Source organism: Amycolatopsis plumensis, assembly GCF_042652605.1.
Lineage (GTDB): Bacteria > Actinomycetota > Actinomycetes > Mycobacteriales > Pseudonocardiaceae > Amycolatopsis > Amycolatopsis plumensis.
The window spans coordinates 210,315-231,634 of the sequence record NZ_JBHSJY010000001.1; the positions used below are offsets into that span (position 1 = coordinate 210,315).

The following is a 21,320-nucleotide window of genomic DNA, read 5'->3' on the forward strand; positions in this document are numbered from 1 at the left end:
GTGATTGGGCGGGCATCTCGCGTGATTGGGCGGGCATCTCGCGTGATTGGCGGGGCATCTCGTCAGGTCAGGAGGAGCTTCGCGATCCGGCGTGTCGAGGCCCAGAGGCCGAGCGCGCCCAGCAGGACCAGGTACGCGAGGTTGATCAGCATGCCGCCCGAGAGCAGGCCGGTCGCGAGGCCGCGCATCAGCTCGATCGCGTGGTAGAGCGGGAGGCAGCGGACCACCCACTGCAGCGCTTCCGGGTACACCGACAGCGGGTAGAAGGTCGTCGCGAAGAGGAACATCGGGGTCAGGATCAACTGGATGTAGTCGAACTGGGCCGTCGAACGCAGGAACGTCACCAGGGCCATGCCGATCGCCGAGAACGCCAGGCCCACCAGCAACGCCGCCGGGACCATCAGCAGCGCCCACCACGAGCTCAGCAGGCCCATCGCCGCCGCGATCGCGAGGAACGCGACCGCGTAGATGCCGCCGCGGGTGATCGCCCAGCCGATCTCGCCCAGTGCCACGTCCAGCGGGCCGATCGGGGTCGCCAGCATCGCGTCGTACAACTTGGCGTAGCGGAGCTTGAAGAACAGGTTGTAGGTCGATTCGAACACGGCGCCGTTCATCGCCGACGTCGCCAGCAGCGCCGGCGCCACGAACGCCACGTAGCTCATCGGGCGCCCGTCCGGGCCGGCCACCTCGGTGACCAGCTTGCCGAACCCGACCTGGAACGCCAGCAGGTAGAGGAACGGCTCGGTGGCACCGGCCAGGAACAGCAGCCAGTTGGCGCGGGACACCATGACCGAGCGTTCGACGAGCATGCGGGCGCGGCCCGCGTACAACGCCGGCGGGAGGACGCGCAGCAGGAGCCCGGCGCGGGCCTCGACGGTCGTCATCTCAGACCACCAGCCTCCGGTAGAAGGCCCGGTGCGCGAGCGCCCACCCGGCCGCGAACAACGCCGCCAGCACCGCGAAGTGGCCGAGCATCGCCCAGCCGCCGATGCCGCCGACGCTCACCCCGCGGGCCAGCTGCGTGCCGTGCCACAGCGGGGACAGCCAGGCCAGCCAGCGGATCGCCGCCGGCAGCTGGGAGATCGGGAAGAACGTGCCGGAGAACAACGTCATCGGCATCACGACGAACCGGAAGATCAGCCCGAACCGCTGGCCCTCGTCGAAGGTGCTCGCCGCGAACGCGGCCATCGGCGTGGTGCAGGCGAGGCCGGTGACGGTGCCGGCCAGGACGACCAGCAGCACGCCCGGCCCGGTCCACGCGCCGAAGAACAGCGCGACGAACGCGTAGATCGCGCCCGCCAGCGTCAGGCGCAGCGCCGACCAGATCAGGTGCCCGCCGAACACCTGGCCCGGCGAGACCGGCGTCGCCGTGACGGCCAGGTAGTCCTTCTGCCACTTGAAGCCGGACAGGACGGGGTAGCTCGACTCGCCGACCGCCTGCTGCGCGGCCCCGGCGGCCAGCAGCGCGGGGGCGATGTACTGGAGGTAGGACAGGCCGCCGGTGACCGTGCCGGGCCGCACCTGGGAGCCGAAGCCGAGCCCCATCGCGGCGAGGAACAGCACCGGTTGCAGGCCGGTGGAGTACAAAGTGGACACCCAGTGGCGGCGGTACCAAGTCCAGCGCCCTTCGACCTGCAGCCAGGCGCCCTGCCACTTGCCGACCACCCGGCCGGTCGATTCGACGGTGGTCACGGTCGCCTCCTCTCCCACGCCCCGAGCCACGGGAGACGGCCGTTGACGAGGGTCATCGGCGAACGCTTTCCGCGAGCATGGTTCTCCCCCATCCCGAGTCAGTCGACCAGCGTGCGGCCGGTGAGCCGGAGGAAGACGTCCTCCAGCGAGCTGCGGCGCACCAGGCTCGACAGCGGCCGGACCCCGCGGGAGTGCGCGTGCTCCAGCGCGTCCTCCCCATCGTCGCTGTAGAGCAGGACGCGGTCCGGGAGGATCTCCACGCGCTCCGCCAGCCCCTCCACCTGCTGGGCCGCCCCGACCTGCTCCCCCGGCGCGAACCGCAGCTCGACCACCTCGCGCGTCGAATACCGCCGGATCAGCTCCGCCGGCGAGCCCTCCGCCGCGATGCGGCCGTGGTCCATCACCACCAGCCTGTCGCACAGCTGCTCGGCTTCGTCCATGTAGTGGGTCGTGACGATCAGCGTCGTGCCCTGGGCCTTGAGCCGGAACAGCCGGTCCCACAGCAGGTGCCTCGCCTGCGGGTCGAGGCCCGTGGTCGGCTCGTCGAGCAGGAGCAATTCCGGGTCGTTGACCAGCGAGCGGGCGATGGTCAGCCGCCGTTTCATGCCGCCCGACAGCGGGTCGACCTTGTCGCCGGCTCGGTCGGTGAGCTGGGCGAACTCCAGCAGCTCCTCGGCCTTGCGCCGCGCGGCGGCGCGTGACAGGCCGAAGTAGCGGGCGTAGACGACCAGGTTCTCGCGGACGGTCAGCTCGACGTCCAGGTTGTCCTGCTGCGGCACCACGCCGAGGCGCGCGCGGATACGCGGCCCGGCGGCCTCCGGATCCAGCCCCAGCACGCGCAGTTCGCCGTCGGTGCGGGGCGAGACGCAGGCGATCATCCGCATGGTCGAGGACTTGCCCGCGCCGTTCGGGCCGAGGAATCCGAACGCCTCCCCGCGCCGCACCTCGACATCGATCCCGCGCACGGCTTCGAACGCGCCGAAGCGCTTCACCAGTGCCTTCGCCTGCACCAGTGCCGGTTCCCGGTCCTCCGCATCGTCCACGCTTCGCACCATAGGACCCACCACCGACAAAAACTGAGCGGATTAGCCGCGGACGGTCACCACCAGCGCCGCTGTCACCCCGTTGACCTGCACCGACAGCCGTGCGACACCCGGTCGCAAAGCCGTCAGCACGCCCGACGCCGGGTCGAACGAAACAACGCCCCGGCCGACCTGCCAGTCCGCGCTCACCGGGTAGGCCACCGGCACCTCCCGCGTCCCCTGCCGCACCGAAGCCCGGACGACCGCGCGTTCGCCGCGGGCCAGCGACGACGGCCCGGTCAGCGACAGCGCGTCGACGTTCGGCCGGGTCTCGAACCGCACCGGCTGGGCGCGGTCGGCCGGGTCCACCCGCAGCAGCGTCCAGCCGACGAACCCGCCGTCGCCGGGCGCCGCCGCGGGTGCCTTGCCCGAGTTGCCGTTGACCAGGTACGGCACCCCGTCGACCCGTGACAGCGAGAACACCCCGGCGTGCGACGCCACCGCCGCGGCGGGCTTGCCGGAGGACTGCTCGAACCCGGTCAGCCACCGGGTCAGCAGGGCCGCTTCCTTCCGGTCGCCGAGCTGCGAGTTCCCGGTCGGGCTCGGGTCCTGCACCGGGTGGTGCATGGCGACGACGACCCCGCGGACCGACCGGTCGGCCGCCGCGGAGTCGAGTGCCGACCGCAGCAGCCGGACCTGGTCGAACCCACCGGCCCGCAGCGAACCGCGCGAGGAATCCAGCAGCACCAGCCGGATGCCGCGGACGTCGACGACCCGGTGCGTCACCCCGAAGGCGGCCTGGAAGTTCGCGAGGCCGTTGCCGCCTTCCGCCTCGTGGTTGCCCGGCACGTAGTACCAGGGCACCTTGCCATCGAGCTCTTCGGTGATCACCCGCCGGGCCAGCACGAAGTCGGGTGCCGTGCCGCGGTCGACGAAGTCGCCGTTGATCAGCACGAGGTCCGGTTTCGCCGCGACGGCTTCGCGCAGCGCCCGCCGCGCCTGGGCGACCAGCGGCCCCGCCGGGTCGTCCGCGGTGAACTGGGCGTCGCTGACCACCGCGACCCGCAGGCCGCCGTCCAGGACGCCGTCGGTGACCAGCGCCGGGTCGTGCGGGGCGGGGTCGGCGGGCACGGTCGTCGTCGGCGCCACCTCGAAGGTCAGGTCGTCGAACACCAGCCGGCCTTCGTACTGCTGGTCCGGCACGTTCTCGACGGCGTAGAAGCGCCCCAGGCGCTGTCCCGCGGGCAACCCGGCCGGGATCGTGGCGGTGACGTACTTCCAGCCCGTCCAGTCCACGCTCAGCGAAAGGTCCACAATGGACGCCACGTTCGCGGCGTCGCGCAATTCCGCCCGCAGCCAGGCACCCTGGCCGTCGCCGTTCACCCACAGCCCGATCTTCTGCGTTCCCGGAGGAACCGGAAGCGGCGAAGAAGGCGTCACGTACGCGGCGCGCGTCGCGGTCGTGCCGGTCAGCCGGTAGTCCAGCGCCAGCCCGGCGCCGCCGTCGTGGCCGGGCGCCGCGGAGAGCGCCGCGCCGACGACCGCCGGGAACACCGTGGCCGTCCAGCCCGCCGGGCCGTCCAGCGGCGACGCCACCTTCGCCACGGTGCCGACCGACGCGGCCAGGTGCGTGGTCAGGCCGGCCGCCGAAGCGGTGATCGCCGAAGCGCCGGACGCGGTCAGCGCGGTCACCGCATAGCCGTCGCCGGAGGGTTCGACTCGCACGACCGAGTGGTCGTAGTCGAGCTTGACGTCGTCGGGTTCCAGCCAGGTGCCGTAGCCGTCGGCGTCGTAGCCGTAGACCTTGAACGTGCTGCGCGCGCCCGCGCCCGACAGCGCGACCTGCTCGGTGCTCGTGCCGAGCCGGACCGGCCGGCCCAGCACGGAAAGCGCGGTCTTCCCGGACGCCCGGCCGGAGCGCGCGACGATGTCGACGCCGCCCGGGTGGTGCCCCGTGACGACACCGCGCGTCACGGTCGCCCGCCGCGGATCCGAGGTGCTCCAGCGCGGATCGGCGGCCACCGCGGCGCCGGTCTCGTCGTGACCGTCGGCGACCAGGTGCCGGGTCAGGCCCGACAGCACGCGGTCCGCGCCGTCCGCCGCCACGGCCGGTGCCGGCGCGAAGCCGGTGAGCTTGCCGCTGCCCGGCACGGTCGCGAAGCCGATTCCGTTGGGCACCAGGCGTTCCCCGCCGTCGGACGGTGAGTTCCGGACGCTCGGCGCGGCTTCGCCCTCGTTGCGCGCCAGGAGCGTCGATGATCCGCCGCCGTCGAGGTTGATGGCGTCGTCGGCACCGAGGCTCTTCATGTGCCGCGCGAGCTCGAGCTCGGTCATCCCGCGGCTGTCGGCCTGCCGTCCGTCCACGGTGGCCAGCCACAGTCTCCGGCCGTCGGCGGAGAAGCCGACCGCGGTCCGCGGGTGCATGGCCACGTCGTCGACCGGCTGCACGACGCCGTCGCGGAGGAGGACCTCGTTGCCGCCCACCGCGACCGCGATCTTCCCGGCGTCCGAGCGCGGCGCGTAGGTGACGCCGACGGCGTCGCCCGGCCGCAGCGCGGCGAGCGCGTCCGCCCCGGCTTCGCGAGCCAGCAGCAGTGTGGTGCCCGCCGCGACGGGACCGTCGGCCGGCTGCTCGCGCACGGCGGTCACGACGCCGTCGCGCAGCTCGGCCTCGCGCACCCGGGACGCACCCGCCACCGACGTCCGGCGGCTCGAGGCGCCCCACAACGGCGTGTAGACGCCGATCGCGTCGGTGCCGAGGACCGGGCTGTTGAAGTTGGTCGCCTGCACGGCGCCGCCGGGCAGCGTCACGGTGGCTTCCAGGAAGATCGACGCGAGCCGGGCCTTGCCTTCGTCGGTGATCGACGCGGTGAAGTTGTGCCCGGCGGCCGGGGCGGTCTGGAGCTGCCCGCGATCGATACCGACGCCGATCGGCGCGCCGGTGGCGCTGATGTCGAAGAAGTCGCCGTTGACGCCGGCCACCGCGCCCGCCCGCGCGACCTGCTGCGACAGCGGCGTGCGGGCGGAAACCGTCCCTGGACTCAGGTACGTCGGCTTCAGCACCTTGCTGCCCAGGTCGACGGCGAGGGTGTCGCCGCGGATCCAGCCGGCCGGGTCGAACCGGTCGAACTGGGTGAGGTTCAGCCCGGGCGCGACCTCGGTGGTCGCGCTGCCGGTGATCAGGCCGTCGTCAAGGTTCGCGGCGGCGAACGCCGGACCTTCGTGCGCCGACGACCCGGCGGGCGCGGCTTCGACCGGCGGCGTGCCGAGCGGCGCTTTCAAGGGATCGGCGGGAACGGCGAACGCGGTCGCGAACAGGGCGACGAGCGGCAGCGCTATGCGTGACTTCTTCACCAGGTACCCCAGTATCGAGTGAGAGTGAGCCAGGCCAGCACAGCGCAGCGGAACGGCCGGGGGAAGACTTCCCGGTGAACGCCGCCTGAATGGTCTAGAACACCATCACGGGGTAAGAGGTGCGGCGAGCAGCGCCTTCGCGGCTTCGCCGGTGACGCGCGGATCCGGCCCGGTGCGCTTCCACAGGCGCAGCAAGAGATCGCGCGCGGGCGCCTCGACCTCCGCGCCGTCGGCAGCAGGCCCGAGGGTGGGCGGCTCGCCGGGGTGCACGGTCCAGACGTCACCGGTGTCGGTGGCGCGCAGGGTGACCGGCCCGGGCAACTGCGGCACGGCGTGCCAGCGCGTCACGCGCGGCAGCATCGCGCCGAGGACCTCGTCGACGCCGTCCGCGGCCACGGCCGGGTCGAGCACGTGGTCACTGCCCGAGTCGGCGAGGTGGACCGCGGTTTCGTGGACCTGGCGGCGGAACCAGAACGCCTTGGTCTTCTCGGTGCCGCCGAAGTGCCAGCACCGGTCTGCGGGGTCGGTGGCCTCGAGCGCGCCGAGCAGGAGCTGGGCCCCTTCGGCGTACCAAGACGGCAGTTCGGCGCCCGGCAGCTGCGCGAAGTCCTGCGGCTGGACTTCGCCGGTGGTGACGACGGTGGCGGCCCACCGGTGCACGTTCCCGAGGTGGGTGCCGAGGTCGGCGAGCGTCCAGCCGGCGCAGTCCGGCACCGGCGCGGCCGGGTCGCCGGTGCGCAGCCGCTCGGCGAACGCACTGGTGAGCTCGCGCAGCACGGGCAGGTACTCGCGGGCCGGGAACGGCATCGTCGTCATGAAATCTCCCCAGGGGTCCGGGGCCACTCAGTGACCCCGGACCACAGCATCACAGGTCGGGGAACCAGAGCTTCAGCTCGCGCTCGGCCGACTCCGGCGAGTCCGAGCCGTGGACCAGGTTGTACTGGGTCTCCAGCGCGAAGTCACCGCGGATGGTGCCCGGGGTGGCCTTCTCGACCGGGTCCGTGCCGCCGGCCAGCTGGCGGAACGCGGCGATGGCGCGCGGGCCCTCGACGGCGAGCGCGACCAGCGGGCCCGAGGTGATGAACTCGAGCAGGTCGCCGAAGAACGGACGCTCCTTGTGCTCGGCATAGTGCTCCTCGGCCAGCGCCTGCGGAACGGTCCGCAGTTCGAGCGCGGCGAGTTTGAGGCCCTTGCGCTCGATCCGCGAGACGACTTCGCCGACGAGGCCGCGCGCGACGCCATCGGGCTTGACCAGGACCAGCGTGCGTTCAGTCACGACGGTTTTTCTCCTTAGTACTGTTTTCGGTGCGCGCGAGCCTAGCCGACCCCGCTCAGCGGCCTTGCGGGTGCAGTGTCTTCGACCACAGCGACGCCCCGGTCGCGTCCCGCAGGTCCACCGTGAGATCGCCGCTCGCGCCGTCGACGTTCAGCTCGCCGAAGTGCTGGAAGCCGTCGATCGGGGCCGTGTTCGCCGTCGGCGGCGCGTGCACGAACACCGCCTGCGGGCCGAACGTCGGGTCCAGGGTGTTCGGCCCGAACGCGCCGGCGTTCAGCGGGCCGGACACGAACTCCCAGAAGGGGTCGAAGTCCTGGAAGGCCGCCCGGTCGGGCGAATAGTGGTGCGCGGCGGTGTAGTGCACGTCGGCGGTCAGCCAGACGACGTTGCGGACGCGGCGGCGCTGGATCTCCCGCAGCACCCACGCGAGTTCGGTCTCCCGCCCGCCGGGGGCGCCCGGCAGGTTGTTCGCGACGGCTTCGATGTCGGCGCCGTCCGGGACGACCAGCCCCAGCGGCATGTCGGCCTGGACGATCTTCCACGTCGCCGTGCTGCGCCCGAGCGCGTCGGCCAGCCAGCGGGCCTGGGCGTCGCCGAGGATGTAGCCCGGCTTCGTCCGGTCCGCCGTATTGGCGTTGCGGTAGGTCCTCATGTCCAGCACGAAGATCTCGACGCGGGAGCCGTAGGTGAAGCTGCGGTAGACGCGGCCGTCGACGGCCCGGCGCGAGTCGATCGGGTGCCACTCGTGGAACGCCTGGTACGCCCGCGGCGCGAGGACGTCGACGCGCTTCTCGGTGTAGGCCGGGTTGTCGAGGATCTTGCCCGGGTACCAGTTGTTCAAGACCTCGTGGTCGTCCCACTGGACGCAGGCGGGCACCTGTGCGGCGAAGCGCTTGAAGTTGTCGTCGAGCCGGTTGTAGGCGTGCTGGCCGCGGAATTCGTCCAGTGTCTCGGCCACCTTCGACTTCTCGGGTGTGACGACGTTGCGCCAGGTCCGGCCGCCGGGGAGGGTGACGGTCTCGGTGAGCGGGCCGTCGGAGTACACCGTGTCGCCGCTGTGCAGGAACAGGTCCGGGCAGCGAGCCGCCATCGCGGAGAAGATCGTCATCCCGCCCAGTGCCGGGTTGATGCCCCAGTTCTGGCCGACGACGTCGCCCGACCACAGGATGCGCGCGTCGCGGCGGCCCACCGGTGCGGTGGCGAACCGGCCGGTCAGCGGCTCGCTCGTGGCGCGGCCGTCGAGGGCTTCGGCGGTGACGCGGTAGTGGTACTCGGTGCCGGGCGCCAGCGCCGGAATGCGCACGCGGCCGGTGCCGCCGCTGTCCGGGCCGACGAGCGGGCCGGGCACGCGGCGGGCGTGCCGGAACGACGGGTCCCGCGCGATCTCGACGACCAGGCGCGAGGGCCGGTCCGCGCGGGACCAGACGATCGCCGAGCCCGGGGTGACGTCGCCGGACTGGACGCCGTGGGTGAGCACCGGCCGGTCGCGGCGGACGAGCGGGACCGCGGCGAAGGCCGTGGACGGCACGACGACGCCGGCGGCGACCGCGGAGGCGCCGGTCAGCCCGGCCTTGAGCAGGGTGCGGCGGGAGTGTTCGGTCATGCGCGGTTTCTATCCCGCCGCGGCCAACACCTGCTTGCGCCCGGGTGAACGGATATTGGGGTTTTCCCCCATACCGGGAGCCGGTCGCCGTCGGTAGCTTGGTGATCACGACAAGGGGGTACGAATGGCACTCTTCAGGAAGGCGCTCGCCGTTGCCGCGGCCGCGCTTTCGGTCACCACACTCGGCGCGGGGGTCGCGAACGCGGGTGAGGACAGCGCGAAAGCCGTGCTGCGCTACACCGAACACGGCATCCCGCACATCGTCGCGAAGGACTTCGCGGGACTCGGCTACGGGTACGGCTACGCGGCGGCGACCGACAACGTCTGCGAGCTTGCGAAGATCTACGTCACGGTGAGCGCGCAGCGGTCGCGGTACTTCGGCCCGGACGGCGAAGGCTACCCGTCGCTGTCCGAGGCGAAGAACAACCTGCACAGCGACCTGTTCTTCCAGCAGCTCAACGATTCCGGCGTGGTCGAAAGGCTGGTGTCCCAGCCCGCGCCACAGGGACCGCGGCCCGAGGTCCGGCAGGTCGTTTCGGGCTACGTCAAGGGGTTCAACGCCTTCCTGGCCCGCACCGGCCGGTCCGGGATCACCGATCCGGCCTGCCGCGGCGCGGAGTGGGTCCGGCCGATCACCGAGCAGGACTTCTACCGGCACTTCTACTCCATCGCCGTCACCGGAGGCCTGGGCTTCGTCACCGAAGGGCTGTTCGCGGCGCCGCCGTCCGGCGCGCCGTCGCCGGCCACCGGCACGCCCGCGCAGCTGTCGGCGAGCCTGCGCGACGGGCTCGGCAAGGGCGGGCTGGGCAGCAACGGGATCGCCGTCGGCGCGGACGGGACCGCGGCGGGGCGCGGCAGCGTGCTGCTCGGCAACCCGCACTACCCGTGGCACGACGGACGGCGGTTCTGGCAGAGCCAGCTGACCATTCCCGGCCGGGTCGACGTGGCCGGGGCGAGCCTGCTCGGCATGCCGTTCGTCATGATCGGGCACACCGCGGACGCGGCCTGGACGCACACGGTGTCCACCCCGGTCACGTTCGGCCTGTTCGAAGTGCCGCTGGCGGCCGGTGATCCGACGACGTACGTGGTCGACGGCAAGCCGGAGAAGATGACCTCCCGCGAGGTCACCGTCCAGGTGCGGCAAGCCGACGGCTCGCTGAAGCCGGCCCGGCAGACCTTCTGGTCGACGCGGTACGGCCCGGTGCTGAACGACGTCGGCGGGTTCCCGGTGCCGTGGACGGCGAAGTCGGCGTACGCGCTGCGAGACGCCAATGCGGCCAACCTGCGCGGGCTGAACACGTGGTTCGAGCTCGACCAGGCCCGCAGCACGGCCGACGTCGTGCGCGCGCTCAGCCGCACCCAGGGTGTGCCGTGGGTGAACACGATCGCCACCGACCGGGCGGGCAACGCGCTCTACGCCGACATCCAGGTCGTTCCGCACGTCACCGACGAGCTGGCCCGTACCTGCAGCACACCGACCGGCCGGCAGACCTTCGACGCCGATGGACTGGCCATTTTGGACGGTTCGCGGTCGTCCTGTCAGTGGGGTTCGGACCCGGGCGCGCTCGAGCCGGGGCTCTTCGCGCCGGCCCGGCTGCCGCAGCAGCAGCGCCGGGACTACGAGCTGAACGCCAACGACAGCGCCTGGCTCGCGAACGCCCGCGCGCCGCTCACCGGATTTCCGCGGATCGTCAGCGACCAGGACACCGAGCGTTCCCCGCGCACCCGGGAAGCGCTGCTGACGGCCGAGGCGGGCGAGTTCACCACGGACTCGATGAAGAAGATGCTCTTCGCCGACCACAGCCTGTTCGCCGACCTGGCGGCGGCGGACCTGGCGAAGCTGTGCGCGTCGTTCCCGGACGGTCAGGCCCCGTCGTCGTCCGGCCCGGTCCCGGTCGGCCCGGCGTGCACGGCACTGGCGAGCTGGGACCACACGTACTCGCTCGACAGCCGTGGTTCCCTGCTGTTCCAACGGTTCGCCGCCCGGCTGGCCAACGTCGACCGGTTCTCCGTGCCGTTCGACCCGAAGGCCCCGCTGACCACGCCGAACACGCTCAACGTGGGAAATGCGGACGTCCAGAAGGCGTTCGGGGACGCCCTCGGGGAGCTGCGCGCGGCGGGTCTCGCCCCGGACGCCCGGCTGCGCGACGGCCAAGCCGTCAAGCGCAACGGCGAGCGCATCCCGATCCACGGCGCCCAGGGTTTCCTCGGCGTGCTGAACGTGATGACACCGGTGTGGGATCCGGCCCGCGGCAACACCGAAGTCGCGCACGGCTCCAGCTTCATCCAGGTGGTCGGGTTCGGCGGGCGCGGGTGCCCGGATTCCTCGACGTTGCTGACGTATTCGCAGTCGGCCAATCCGGCGTCGCCGTACTTCAGTGATCAGACGCGGCTTTACAGCCGTGGTGAGTGGGTGAAGGGCCGGTTCTGCGAGGCCGACATCCTGCGCTCCCCCGCCCTGCGGGTGGTGGTGCTGCGCTGACGTCCCGGCGGGGGCGGGCTCAGCCGCCCGCCTCCGCCGCCAGCGCACGCAGATCGGCGAAAGCCTCGGCCAGGTGCTCGTCCAGGCCGCGCACGGACTCCTGGATCCACGCCCCCGCCGCGTGGTGGAAGGTGACCCAGCCGACGTGCGCCGCCAAGGAGGCGGCCCGCTCACTCACCCCCCGCTCGCGCAAAGCCGCCGCCAGGGCATCCGCCATCGCCGCGGCCTTGGCCAGATCGCGTTCCCGCAGCGCCGGCGTTGCGGCGATGACCGCCAGCCGCGGTTCGGCGAACGACCGGTTGCCCTCCAGGATCGCCGCGGCCTTCCGGAAGGCTCGGAGCAGGACTTCCAGCGGGGGCAGTCCTTCGGGCGCGTCGGCCACCGACCGGATCAGATCGGCGCGCAGGGCGGCTTCGCCGTCGAACAGCACTTCGCGCTTGTCCGGGAAGTGCCGGAAGAACGTGCGCTCCGTGACGCCGGCCCGGGCGGCGATCTCGGCCGTGGTCGTCCGGTCGAAACCCCGCTCCTGGTACAGCTCCAAGGCCGCCTGCTGGAGGCGGCGGCGCGCTTCTTCTCCGCTGCGTGGCACTCCGTCACCCTACCCGTAGTGACAGTCACTGACATTACAAGGTAGGGTTCGTAGCGTCAGTCACTGTCACTACGTCGGAGAGAACACATGCACGTCTTCGTCACCGGCGGTTCCGGCCTGACCGGACCCACCGTCGTCGCCGAGCTGATCGCGGCCGGCCACACCGTCACCGGCCTGGCGCGCTCGGACGCGGCGGCCGCCCGGCTGGCCTCGCTCGGCGCCACCCCGCACCCCGGCTCACTCGACGATCTCGACAGCCTCCGCACGGGGGCCGAAGCCGCCGACGGCGTCCTGCACATGGCCTTCGGCGGCGATTTCGCCGATCCGGACGACATGATGCGGCGCGACACGGCCGCCATCGAAGCCCTCGGCAGCGCGCTGGAGCACACGGGCAAGCCGCTCGTGAGCACGTCCGGCACGCTGGTCATGCCGGCCGGCCGCGAAAGCACCGAGCGCGACGAACCCGACTCGTCCGGGCTCGCCGCGTTCCGGATCGCCGGCGAACGGGCCTGCCTCGGCTTCGCCGGGAACGGCGTGCGCGCGAGCGTGGTCCGGCTCGCGCCGACCGTCCACGGCCCCGGGGACTACGGCTTCATCGGCATGCTCGTCGACACCGCCCGCAAGACCGGCCAGTCCGCCTACGTCGGCGACGGCGGCAACCGCTGGCCCGCGGTGCACCGGCTCGACGCGGCGGCGCTCTTCCGCCTGGCCTTGGAGGCCGCGCCGGCCGGCAGTGTGCTGCACGGGGCCGCGGAAAACGTCCCGTTCCGGAGGATCGCCGAGACGATCGGGCGCGGACTGGGCCTGCCGGTCGTCTCGCTGACCCCGGACGAGGCCGCCGGCCACTACGTGAGCCCGTTCATGGCCACGGTCTACGGCTTCGATGCGCCCGTCAGCAGCGCTCTCACGCGGGACCTGCTCGGCTGGTCACCCCGGCAGCCGAGCCTGCTCGACGACATCGAACACGGCGACTATCTCGTCGGCTAGCACTATATCCGGATATGCGGATACGCTGCCGGCATGCGTGTGCTCGTGGTGGGCAAGGGCCCGGTGGCCCGGGTATTGGCGACGTCGTTGGCCGAGCGTCACCAGGTCGGGTTCGCCGTACGCGAGCAGACAGCGGACTCCTTGCTCGTCGAGACCCGCCGGCACCGCACCGCGCGGCGGACCGTCGCGCTGACGACCGCCGGCGAGGGGTGGGACGTGGTGATCAGCACGGCCTCGCCCGCGTCGCCGGGCGTCGCCGGGCTGCTCGCGCGGCCGGCGGTCGTCGCGGCGGTCACGCAGGTGCCCTCGGAGGTCGAACTGCTTCGCGAACTGGCGGGCGACCGGCCGTGGGGCCTGGTGGTGCCCGGGTTCTTCGCCGGTGGCGCCGATCCGACGTGGTGGTGGCCGCAGGCGCGGTTCACGGTCGCCGGTCCGGCGTCGGACGTTCTGCGATCGTTGTTCGCGCGCCCGCAGCCGACGGCCCCGCTCGCGGCTCCCCTGGTGTCCGCGGCGGCGACGATGCCCGTCGTGGCCGGGCTGCACGCCGCGGACTTCGACCTCGCGACCGCCCGGCACTCCTCACCGCAACTCGCCGCGGCCGCGACGCAGGCACGCGACGCGGTCGCGGCAGGGTTCGGTGGCCCTCGGCCGCGTCCGGTGAGCCGGCACGCCGTGCGCGCGGCGCTGACGGTGCTTCCCCGGCTGGCGCCGTTCGACGTGCCGCACTACCTCCGCAGTCATTTCGGCGGGCACGGTGAGCAGACGGTCCGGATGCTGCGGGACTGGGTGGACCTGGGCCGGCGGCACGGGCTGCCGACCGATGAGCTCGATGCGCTGCTGGGGCGGGTGCCCGCGTGATCCAGGACGCGCTCACCACCGCCCTGCCCGTGTTGCGCGCGCTCGGCGAAGCGACCCGGGTGCAGATCGTCGGGGTGTTCCTGGACCGCGGCGGCTCCGCGACCGTCGGTGAAGTCCAGGAGGCACTGCAGTTGCCGCAGTCCACGGTGTCCCGGCACCTGCGGGTCCTGCTCGACGCCCGCCTGCTGGCCGTGAGCCGGTCGGGTCCGCACCGGATCTACCGCCTGGATGTGCCGGTGGCTGCCCTCGACGCGCTCGACGCGCTCGTCACCGAGGTGCGGGCCTGCCAGCACCCGTGAGGGTCACGGCTGGGGCTGCTGGCTCGCCAACGTCCCCGCGGCCATCCGCCGCGCCACATCGCGGCGCAGCCACAGCAGCCACAGCCACACCGCCAGGAAGATCACGCCGAGCACGGCGATCGCCGGCAGCCAGAACACGAGCGCGATCAGCACCACCTGCAGCGCCAGGATCACCGGCACCGCCCACGGACGCTTGACGAACCCGCACGTCACCACCAGTAGGACCGCCACCGCGATGACCGTCCAGCCGGTGCCCGTCGAGATCCCGCCGCCCAGCTTGTTGACCACCGGCAGGGCGAGGGCGACCGTGATCGCCTCCATGATCAGCGTTCCGGACATCACGCCGCGGAAGCCCTTCATGGGGTCCTTGGGCTTGGGCGTCTCCTGGGACGTCACGCCGGCTCCTTCCCGAACAGCGTGCGCGCCTCGCCCGCCGTGACCACCGAGCCCGTGACCAGCACGCCGCCGCCGGAGAGCGGCTCCTCGGGGTCGTCGTTGGTCTCCACCAGCGCGATCGCCGTCTCGATCGCCGTCTCCAGGTCCGTCTCGGCGACGACGCGGTCTTCGCCGAACACCGAGATCGCCAGCTCGTTCAGCTCTTCCAGCGGCATCGAGCGCGGCGAGGAGTTGCGCGTCACGACGATGTCGGACACCACCGGCTCGAGGGCGTCGAGGATGCCGTGGGCGTCCTTCTCGGCCATCACGCCGACCACCGCGACCAGGCGGCGGAAGGCGAACTCCTCCGACACCGTCTTCGCGAGCGCGCGGGCGCCGTGCGGGTTGTGCGCCGCGTCGAGCAGGACCGTCGGGGCCGACCGGACGCGCTCGAGCCGTCCCGGGGTCTCGACCTCGGCGAACGCCTCGCGCACCGCCTCCACGACCAGCTGCTTGTCCTTGCCCGCGCCGAAGAACGCCTCGACCGCGGCCAGCGCCAATGCGGCGTTCGCGGCCTGGTGGGCGCCGTGCAGCGGGAGGAAGATCTCGTCGTACACGCCGCCGAGGCCCTGCAGCTTCAGCAGCTGCCCGCCGACGGCGACCTCCTTCTCGAGCACGCCGAACTCGCTGCCCGCGCGGGCCACCGCGGCGTCGACCTCGACCGCGCGCTCCAGTAGCACCTTCAGCACTTCGGGGTCCTGCTCGGCGATGATCGCGACCGAGCCGGGCTTGATGATGCCCGCCTTCTCGCGTGCCGCGCTCACCGCGTCGGGCCCCAGATACTCGACGTGGTCCAGGCCGATCGGCGTGATGACGGCGACGTCGGCGTCGGCGACGTTCGTGGCGTCCCAGGCACCGCCCAGCCCCGCTTCGAGCACCGCGGCCTCCACCGGGGCGTCGGCGAACGCGGCGAACGCCATCCCGGTCAGGATCTCGAACTTGCTCATCTCGACGCCGTCCGCGGACGCACCGTCCACCATGGACACATACGGCGCGATGTCGTTCCACAGCTCCGCGTAGCGCGCGGCGGAGATCGGCCGTCCGTCGAGGGCGATCCGCTCGGTGACCAGCTGCAGGTGCGGGCTCGTGTAGCGGCCGACGCGCAGGCCCATCCGGGTCAGCAGCGCGTCGATCATCCGGGCCGTGGAGCCCTTGCCGTTCGTGCCGGCCACGTGCAGCACCGGGTAGCCGCGGTTCGGCTCGCCCAGCAGCTGCGTCAGCGCCGAGATCCGGGTCAGCGACGGCTCGATCTTCGTCTCCGGCCAGCGCTGGTTCAGCTCGGCCTCGACGACCATCAGCTCGCGCCGCGCCTCGGGCCCGTTCGGGTCGCCGTACTCGACTTGCTCGCCCTGGTCGTCGAGCTCGTGCAGCTCGGTGTCCTCGGGCACGGTCAGATCGGGCACCGGGCCGGTGGCGAGGTTGTCCCCGAGCTGGCCGACCCCGCCGATCCCGCCGCGCGAGCCGCCGCCGGCTTCGAACGCGGTGTCGCGGACGTCCAGTTCCGGGTCGTGGTCGTCGGACGCCTCGTAGCCCGACGTCCCCAGTTCGTCGACGCCCGCGAAGCTGTCCAGATCCGACAGGTCCGGCCTGCGACCTGTCTCATCCTGCGGCACTGAATCTCCTCCGGCCTGGGGTTTCGCACTTGCCTTCCGAGTCTACGTGCGTGACGAGTGGCACTCTCGACGCATGCCGTTCAACCACAACGACCACTACCACCCGCTGCTGCTGGACCTGCTGCCGCCGGGGCCGGGCATCGCGCTGGACGTCGGGTGCGGCACCGGCCGGTTCGCCCGGCGGCTCGCCGCGACGGGCATGGCGGTGGAGGCGGTCGACCTCTCGGCGGCGATGGTCGAGGCGGCGTCCGGGCTGGGTTCGCCGGGGCCCGGCGAGATCGTCTACCGGCAGGCCGACGTCACCACCGACCCCCTGCCCGAAGCGCACTACGACTTCATCTCGTGCCTGGCGTCACTGCACCACATGCCGTTCGAAACGGTCGCCAAGCTGCGCCGCGCGCTGGTGCCGGGCGGCGTATTGGTGGTGCTGACCCCGGCGCGGCCGAGCAGCCCGAAGGACTGGGCGCGCGAGGCGGCCGCCGTGCCGCTGAACGCGCTGGCGCGGCTCGTCGTGCACGTCGCGGAACGGCTCAACGGCGGCAGCGACGGCGGCCCGCCGGTGCCGACGCTGTTCCGGTTCCCGACGATCGCCGAACTGCGCCGCGAGTCGGCCCGGCTGTTGCCCGGCAGCACGGTCCGGCCGTTGCTCTTCTGGCGCACTTTGATCACTTACCGTGAGCACGGTGACGGTGACCCGACTGACGGGTGAAGTCCGCCCCTTCGGCGGCTCCGGCTCGCTAGATCTGGTGTCGGCACTTCCACCAGCGAGAACGGGGCCCTCATGCGCACCACCCGGCTGCTCGTCGCCGTCTCCTCGGCAGCCATCCTGCTCGCGGCCACCGCGGCCGCCGCGTCGGCCGCGGGGATCCACCACTACGTCGCCCTCGGCGACTCCTACACCTCGGGGCCGTTCATCCCGACCCAGCGGTACGACCCGCTGGGCTGCGGGCGGTCGACGGCGAACTACCCGTCGGTCGTGGCGGCCGCGCTCAAGCCCGGCACGTTCACCGACGTCAGCTGCGGCGGCGCCGACACGGGGTCGATGACCCGGGCGCAGCAGGTCCCGTTCAACGGCACCAACCCCCCGCAGTTGGACGCCCTCCGGATCGACACCGACCTCGTCACCCTCGGCCTCGGCGCCAACGACTACGGCCTGTTCGGCAGCGTGACCAAGATGTGCCCCGGGCTGCGGGCCGCCGACCCGACGGGCAACCCGTGCGAGCAGCACTTCACCACCAACGGCGTCGACACGGTGTCGACGGCGATCACCGCGATCCAGCCGCGGATCGGCGCCGTGCTGGCCGCGATCCGCCAGCGTTCGCCCGGTGCCCGGGTGCTGGTCGTCGGCTACCCGCGGATCGCCCCGGAGAGCGGGTACTGCCCGGACGTCCTGCCGTTCGCCGACGGCGACTACGCCTGGCTGAACCGCGTCGAGAGTGACCTCAACGCAGCCCTCGAAGACGCCGCGGCGAGCGGGGACGCGCAGTACGTCGACACGTTCGGCCCGTCGCGCGGCCACGACGCCTGCGCGCGCGGCGGGGCGGCGTGGATCAACGGCAAGGACCAGAACATCTTCGCCGCGGCCGCCTACCACCCGCTGCGGGCGGGGATGGCCGGCGTGGCGGCCGTGGTGCTCAAGGCGTTGCGCTGAGGAAGTCCAGCACGAGCCGGGCGAACTCGTCCGGCAGCTCGGCCGGAGCGCCGTGTCCCGCGTCGATTTCGGCGGCGCGGGCGTCCGGGATCGCGGCGGCCAGCTCGCGCTGCTGGGCCGGCGTCACGATCCGGTCGTGCGCGCTGCCGAGCACCAGCACCGGTGCGGTGATCCGGCCGAGCACGGGCCGCAGGTCGACGGCGCGGTCGGCCCCGATCTGGCGGTCCGCGCCCGGCTGGATCATCGTTTCCAGGGTCTTGACCAGCTGTTCGTTGCTCTCGGTCGTCGCCTGCTCCCAGTAGCGCGGGCCGAAGGCCATCAGCGGGAGCATCCGGGCGAAGGTCCCGGTTTCGAGCAGGTCCAGCCAGTACCGGAACTCGGCGTCCTGCCGCACGTCGGTGGCCGGCCAGGCGGCGTGCAGGACCGCTCTCCGGACGCGGTCCGGGCGGGTGCCGGCCAAGTGGGCCGCCACGACCCCGCCGAGCGAATGCCCGACGACGTGGGCCTTCTCCGCTCCCGCGTGGTCCAGGACGGCTTCGGCCTGGGCGGCGAGGGCTTCGACGGTGAGCGGGCCGCCGCCGTCACGGGTCAGGCCGGAGCCGGGGAAGTCGGGGGCGAGGACGGTGAACCCGCCGGCTTGCGCGGTCAGCGGGCCCCACTGTTCGCGGGACGCGGCCGTGCCGTGCAGCAGGAGCAGCGCGGGGCCGTCGCCGGTGCGGTCGTAGTGGACGACGGTGTCGCCGAGGGTCACTTCGGGCATTTTTGCTCCTTCAGGCGATTTCGCGGAGGGCGGCGGTGAACGCGCGCGGGTTTTCCTGGTGCGGGAGGTGCCCGCACCCGGCGAACACGTGCACCCGGGCACCGGGCGTTTCCGCGGCGCAGCTGCGCGGTACTTCGAGCGGGATTTCGGCGTCGAGCTCGCCGTGCAGGTAGGTGATCGGGGTCTGGAGATCCTTCAGGCGCGGCCGCGGATCGTAGGTGGTGCACTCGGTGAACAGCTCGTCGATGTACGGGCCGGAGTCGAGCAGCTGCCGGATCGTCCAGTCGACGAGCCCGCGCGGGACGCCGGGGGCGAACCAGTTCGGCACCCAGCCCTCGAGGGTGCCGACCCGGTCGTCGACGAGCCGTTTCCGCAGGTCCTGGACCTTGTCGAGCATGCCGGTGGCGGGCCAGTACCCGGGGCTGCCGACGGCGACGACGCGTTCGACGAGGTCGGGCCGGGCCAGCGCCAGTTCGGTGGCGAAGACGCCGCCGATGCTCGACCCGACCACGGTGGGCTTGATCCCCAGCGTTTCGATCACCGTCACGAGGTCGGCCGTGACGCCGTCGATGGTGTTCCCCTCGGCGGGGTGGTCCGAGCGGCCGCACCCCCGCCAGTCGAGGGTGACGACGCGGTGGTCGCGCACGAGATCGGGCAGGCACGACGTCCAGACGCGGCCGCTGGTCCCCCAGCCGTGCAGGAGCAGCAGGACCGGGCCGGCGCCCGCGTCTTCGTAGTGGAGGCGGATTCCGTTGACGTCCAAGGAGGGCATGAACCCGAGCTTGGTGTCCGGGGGCCCGCTTTTCGATGGGCAGCGCGTTCGTACACTGATCACGAATCCTGATGAATGGGGGCGGTCGTGGAGCTGCGCCAGCTGAGGTACTTCGTGACGGTCGCCGAAGAGCTCCACTTCGGACGCGCGGCCGAGCGCCTGCACATCGTCCAGCCCGCGGTGAGCCAGCAGATCCGGCGGCTGGAGCGGGCACTGGGCGTGTCGCTGTTCGAGCGGACGACGCGTTCGGTGGTGTTGACGGAGGCGGGGCAGCGGTTCCTGCCCGCGGCTCGCGCGGTCCTGGCGGCGGCCGAGCGGGCGGTGGACTCGGTGGCGGACTTCCGTGACGTCCGGCTGCTGCGGCTCGGCACGAGCGAAGGCCTGGGCGACCGGCTGGACGTGCTGCTGGCCGAGTTCACCCGGCGGGCGCCGGAGACGCAGCTGGAGCTGGTGCACGCGCCGACGGCCCAGCGCCTGCACCGCGTCCGCGACGGTTCCCTGGACGCGACCATCGTCCGCGGCGACCGGCCCGCGCCGGGGCTCGACTTCAGTCTGTTGTGGACGGACGAGGTGGTGGTGGCCCTGCCGGCCTCGCACCCCCTGGCCGAGTCGGAGGTGGTCCCGTTCGCGGCACTGGCTGCCCTGCCGGCGCGGTTGAGCCCGCCTTCGCGGAACCAGCCGTTGTACGACCTGATCGTTTCGTGTTGCCGGGAGGCGGGCTTCGAGCCGCTGCTCGGCAAGGAGTTCACGACGGCGCAGGACACGTTGGGAACACTGGGTTTCGGGCGTCCGCACTGGACGGTGTTCTACCGGGCGCACGCGAACCTGCTGCCCGTGCCGGGCGTGGTGTTCCGGCCGCTGACCGGGCCGGCGCCCCGGATGCCGACGTACCTGGCCACCCCGGCCGACCGGCGGGTGACACCGGAGGTGGTGGCCTTGATCGAGGCGGCGAGGACGACCGAGGCGCCAGCTACCAGCCACCCACTGCCCAGAGAAGCTTGAAGTCGGGATCGGCGATCACGACGGCGATCTCCCCCGCACCAGGAGGAGTCTCGAACTCGACGACAACCCTCTCCGCGGACGAGCCCGGTGGAACCGAGAACACCTGAACGACTTCCGTGGGGTGCCCGCTTCCGCGGCCGCCGAACGATTCGATGTCGTCCATTGTTCCGGGGCCGCCCGGGATCCGGACGGTGATGGCCGGCGCGCTCACCGACCCGTCGGGCAAGCCGACCCTCACCTTGACTATCCCCAAGACGGGGTGGAGAGACTCGGAGTCCATCGGGTGGTCGACAACACAAGCCACTTTTTGAACGCCCCCGCCGCTTCGCAAGGTGAAGCGATACCCGGTCTCGTAGTGCAGACCGTCCAGGTAACCGGGCGGGACCCGGACCGGCGTGGCGGTGTTCCCCACGCCGACGGACTCGCACGGAACACCGAGCTTCAATTGCGTGGCCGGGGGTGGCGAGGCTTCCCCCGCTGCCAAGACAACGGCGGCGGTGACGGCGGCGCTCACCGTTCCGGCGGTCGCGAGCAGCCGACGACGGCAGCCCTTCTCCTGGTTCACCGCCACCGGAGCTTCGCCACATGACCGCGCGCCGGATTCTCCGCAATCGGCATTCAGTTCAACGAAGTATCGCCGCCACTGGCGTTTCCAATATTTGATCGCGCCCGCGCAGTCCTCGCCTTCGCAGGCGATGACATACGCGCGCACGTGGTCCCACCGAGGAAGCTTCTTGCCGTTTGCCGCCGTGGACAGGACGGATGCCGAGAAGTGCACCCCGGGACGCGCCGCCATTTCTCGATAAGTCGGACTGCCCGCGTTTTCCCGAAGCTGGCGCAGGGCAGCGCCGAACCGGGCCTCGGGGCCGGACCCGGCATCCAGGCTCAACTCCGGACGCCCCGGCTTCGCCATCATCCGGTGCTC

Annotated in this window: 20 protein-coding genes; 7 read left to right on the forward strand and 13 right to left on the reverse strand. The window is 72.2% G+C overall.

What is annotated here, in order from left to right:
• Positions 1-62: 62 nt before the first annotated feature.
• The 7 genes from ACFPLC_RS01105 to ACFPLC_RS01135 all read right to left on the reverse strand — a co-directional run bounded on the left by ACFPLC_RS01105 (position 63) and on the right by ACFPLC_RS01135 (position 8,947).
• Positions 63-884: an ABC transporter permease gene (locus ACFPLC_RS01105; RefSeq protein WP_378196877.1), complete on the reverse strand. Its 822-nt coding sequence runs from the start codon at positions 882-884 to the stop codon at positions 63-65.
• A 1-nt stretch (position 885) separates the two neighbouring features.
• Positions 886-1,692, reverse strand: a complete 807-nt coding sequence (locus tag ACFPLC_RS01110; RefSeq protein WP_378196880.1) for an ABC transporter permease — start codon at positions 1,690-1,692, stop codon at positions 886-888.
• A gap of 98 nt (positions 1,693-1,790) precedes the next feature.
• Positions 1,791-2,747: an ABC transporter ATP-binding protein gene (locus tag ACFPLC_RS01115; protein WP_378196883.1), complete on the reverse strand. Its 957-nt coding sequence runs from the start codon at positions 2,745-2,747 to the stop codon at positions 1,791-1,793.
• A gap of 30 nt (positions 2,748-2,777) precedes the next feature.
• Positions 2,778-6,068 carry a phosphodiester glycosidase family protein gene (locus tag ACFPLC_RS01120; protein ID WP_378196886.1) on the reverse strand — a complete coding sequence of 1,097 codons (3,291 nt, stop codon included), beginning with the start codon at positions 6,066-6,068 and terminating at the stop codon, positions 2,778-2,780.
• Positions 6,069-6,173: 105 nt separating this feature from the next.
• A complete protein-coding gene (locus ACFPLC_RS01125; RefSeq protein ID WP_378196889.1) occupies positions 6,174-6,884 on the reverse strand; it encodes a maleylpyruvate isomerase family mycothiol-dependent enzyme in 711 nt (236 codons plus the stop codon).
• Between the two features lie 49 nt (positions 6,885-6,933).
• Positions 6,934-7,344 carry a nucleoside-diphosphate kinase gene (gene ndk / locus ACFPLC_RS01130; RefSeq protein WP_043777641.1) on the reverse strand — a complete coding sequence of 137 codons (411 nt, stop codon included), beginning with the start codon at positions 7,342-7,344 and terminating at the stop codon, positions 6,934-6,936.
• Positions 7,345-7,399: 55 nt separating this feature from the next.
• A complete protein-coding gene (locus ACFPLC_RS01135) occupies positions 7,400-8,947 on the reverse strand; it encodes an alkaline phosphatase D family protein (protein ID WP_378196893.1) in 1,548 nt (515 codons plus the stop codon).
• 124 nt (positions 8,948-9,071) lie between these two features.
• Between ACFPLC_RS01135 and ACFPLC_RS01140 the strand changes: the two genes are divergently transcribed.
• Positions 9,072-11,429 (forward strand): penicillin acylase family protein, encoded by a 2,358-nt coding sequence (locus ACFPLC_RS01140; protein WP_378196896.1) that lies wholly within the window; start codon positions 9,072-9,074, stop codon positions 11,427-11,429.
• A 19-nt stretch (positions 11,430-11,448) separates the two neighbouring features.
• On the opposite strand, the gene ACFPLC_RS01145 is transcribed toward ACFPLC_RS01140, so the two are convergent.
• Positions 11,449-12,018: a TetR family transcriptional regulator gene (locus ACFPLC_RS01145; protein WP_378196899.1), complete on the reverse strand. Its 570-nt coding sequence runs from the start codon at positions 12,016-12,018 to the stop codon at positions 11,449-11,451.
• Between the two features lie 87 nt (positions 12,019-12,105).
• Here ACFPLC_RS01145 and ACFPLC_RS01150 point away from each other — a divergent pair, with 87 nt between their 5' ends.
• Genes ACFPLC_RS01150 through ACFPLC_RS01160 form a run of 3 tightly spaced genes read left to right on the forward strand, consistent with a single transcriptional unit; the run spans position 12,106 to position 14,162 of the window.
• Positions 12,106-13,005 carry an SDR family oxidoreductase gene (locus tag ACFPLC_RS01150; RefSeq protein WP_378196902.1) on the forward strand — a complete coding sequence of 300 codons (900 nt, stop codon included), beginning with the start codon at positions 12,106-12,108 and terminating at the stop codon, positions 13,003-13,005.
• Positions 13,006-13,038: 33 nt separating this feature from the next.
• Entirely contained in the window at positions 13,039-13,863 is an 825-nt protein-coding gene (locus ACFPLC_RS01155; RefSeq protein WP_378196903.1) for a hypothetical protein, read from the forward strand.
• Positions 13,860-14,162, forward strand: a complete 303-nt coding sequence (locus tag ACFPLC_RS01160; RefSeq protein WP_378196906.1) for an ArsR/SmtB family transcription factor — start codon at positions 13,860-13,862, stop codon at positions 14,160-14,162. The genes ACFPLC_RS01155 and ACFPLC_RS01160 overlap by 4 nt, the downstream gene beginning before the upstream one ends.
• 3 nt (positions 14,163-14,165) lie before the next feature.
• Here ACFPLC_RS01160 and ACFPLC_RS01165 read toward each other — a convergent pair whose 3' ends face one another.
• A complete protein-coding gene (locus ACFPLC_RS01165) occupies positions 14,166-14,522 on the reverse strand; it encodes a DUF4233 domain-containing protein (protein ID WP_378197001.1) in 357 nt (118 codons plus the stop codon).
• Positions 14,523-14,554: 32 nt separating this feature from the next.
• Entirely contained in the window at positions 14,555-16,210 is a 1,656-nt protein-coding gene (gene folC, locus ACFPLC_RS01170; protein ID WP_378196909.1) for a bifunctional tetrahydrofolate synthase/dihydrofolate synthase, read from the reverse strand.
• 73 nt (positions 16,211-16,283) lie between these two features.
• Here folC and ACFPLC_RS01175 point away from each other — a divergent pair, with 73 nt between their 5' ends.
• Together ACFPLC_RS01175 and ACFPLC_RS01180 are read left to right on the forward strand one after the other, a co-directional pair.
• Complete coding sequence (locus ACFPLC_RS01175; RefSeq protein ID WP_378196911.1) at positions 16,284-16,919, forward strand: class I SAM-dependent methyltransferase; 636 nt, start codon at positions 16,284-16,286, stop codon at positions 16,917-16,919.
• 72 nt (positions 16,920-16,991) lie between these two features.
• Entirely contained in the window at positions 16,992-17,861 is an 870-nt protein-coding gene (locus ACFPLC_RS01180; RefSeq protein WP_378196914.1) for an SGNH/GDSL hydrolase family protein, read from the forward strand.
• Here ACFPLC_RS01180 and ACFPLC_RS01185 read toward each other — a convergent pair.
• Complete coding sequence (locus ACFPLC_RS01185; RefSeq protein WP_378196917.1) at positions 17,845-18,621, reverse strand: alpha/beta fold hydrolase; 777 nt, start codon at positions 18,619-18,621, stop codon at positions 17,845-17,847. The two genes, ACFPLC_RS01180 and ACFPLC_RS01185, sit on opposite strands and share 17 nt — an antisense overlap.
• 10 nt (positions 18,622-18,631) lie before the next feature.
• Positions 18,632-19,393: an alpha/beta fold hydrolase gene (locus ACFPLC_RS01190; RefSeq protein WP_378196920.1), complete on the reverse strand. Its 762-nt coding sequence runs from the start codon at positions 19,391-19,393 to the stop codon at positions 18,632-18,634.
• Positions 19,394-19,480: 87 nt separating this feature from the next.
• Between ACFPLC_RS01190 and ACFPLC_RS01195 the strand changes: the two genes are divergently transcribed.
• Complete coding sequence (locus ACFPLC_RS01195) at positions 19,481-20,395, forward strand: LysR family transcriptional regulator (RefSeq protein ID WP_378235653.1); 915 nt, start codon at positions 19,481-19,483, stop codon at positions 20,393-20,395.
• Here the strand turns inward: ACFPLC_RS01195 and ACFPLC_RS01200 are convergent.
• On the reverse strand, positions 20,364-21,311 hold the full coding sequence (locus ACFPLC_RS01200; RefSeq protein ID WP_378196926.1) for a helix-turn-helix domain-containing protein: 948 nt from the start codon (positions 21,309-21,311) through the stop codon (positions 20,364-20,366). The two genes, ACFPLC_RS01195 and ACFPLC_RS01200, sit on opposite strands and share 32 nt — an antisense overlap.
• Between the last annotated feature and the right edge of the window lie 9 nt (positions 21,312-21,320).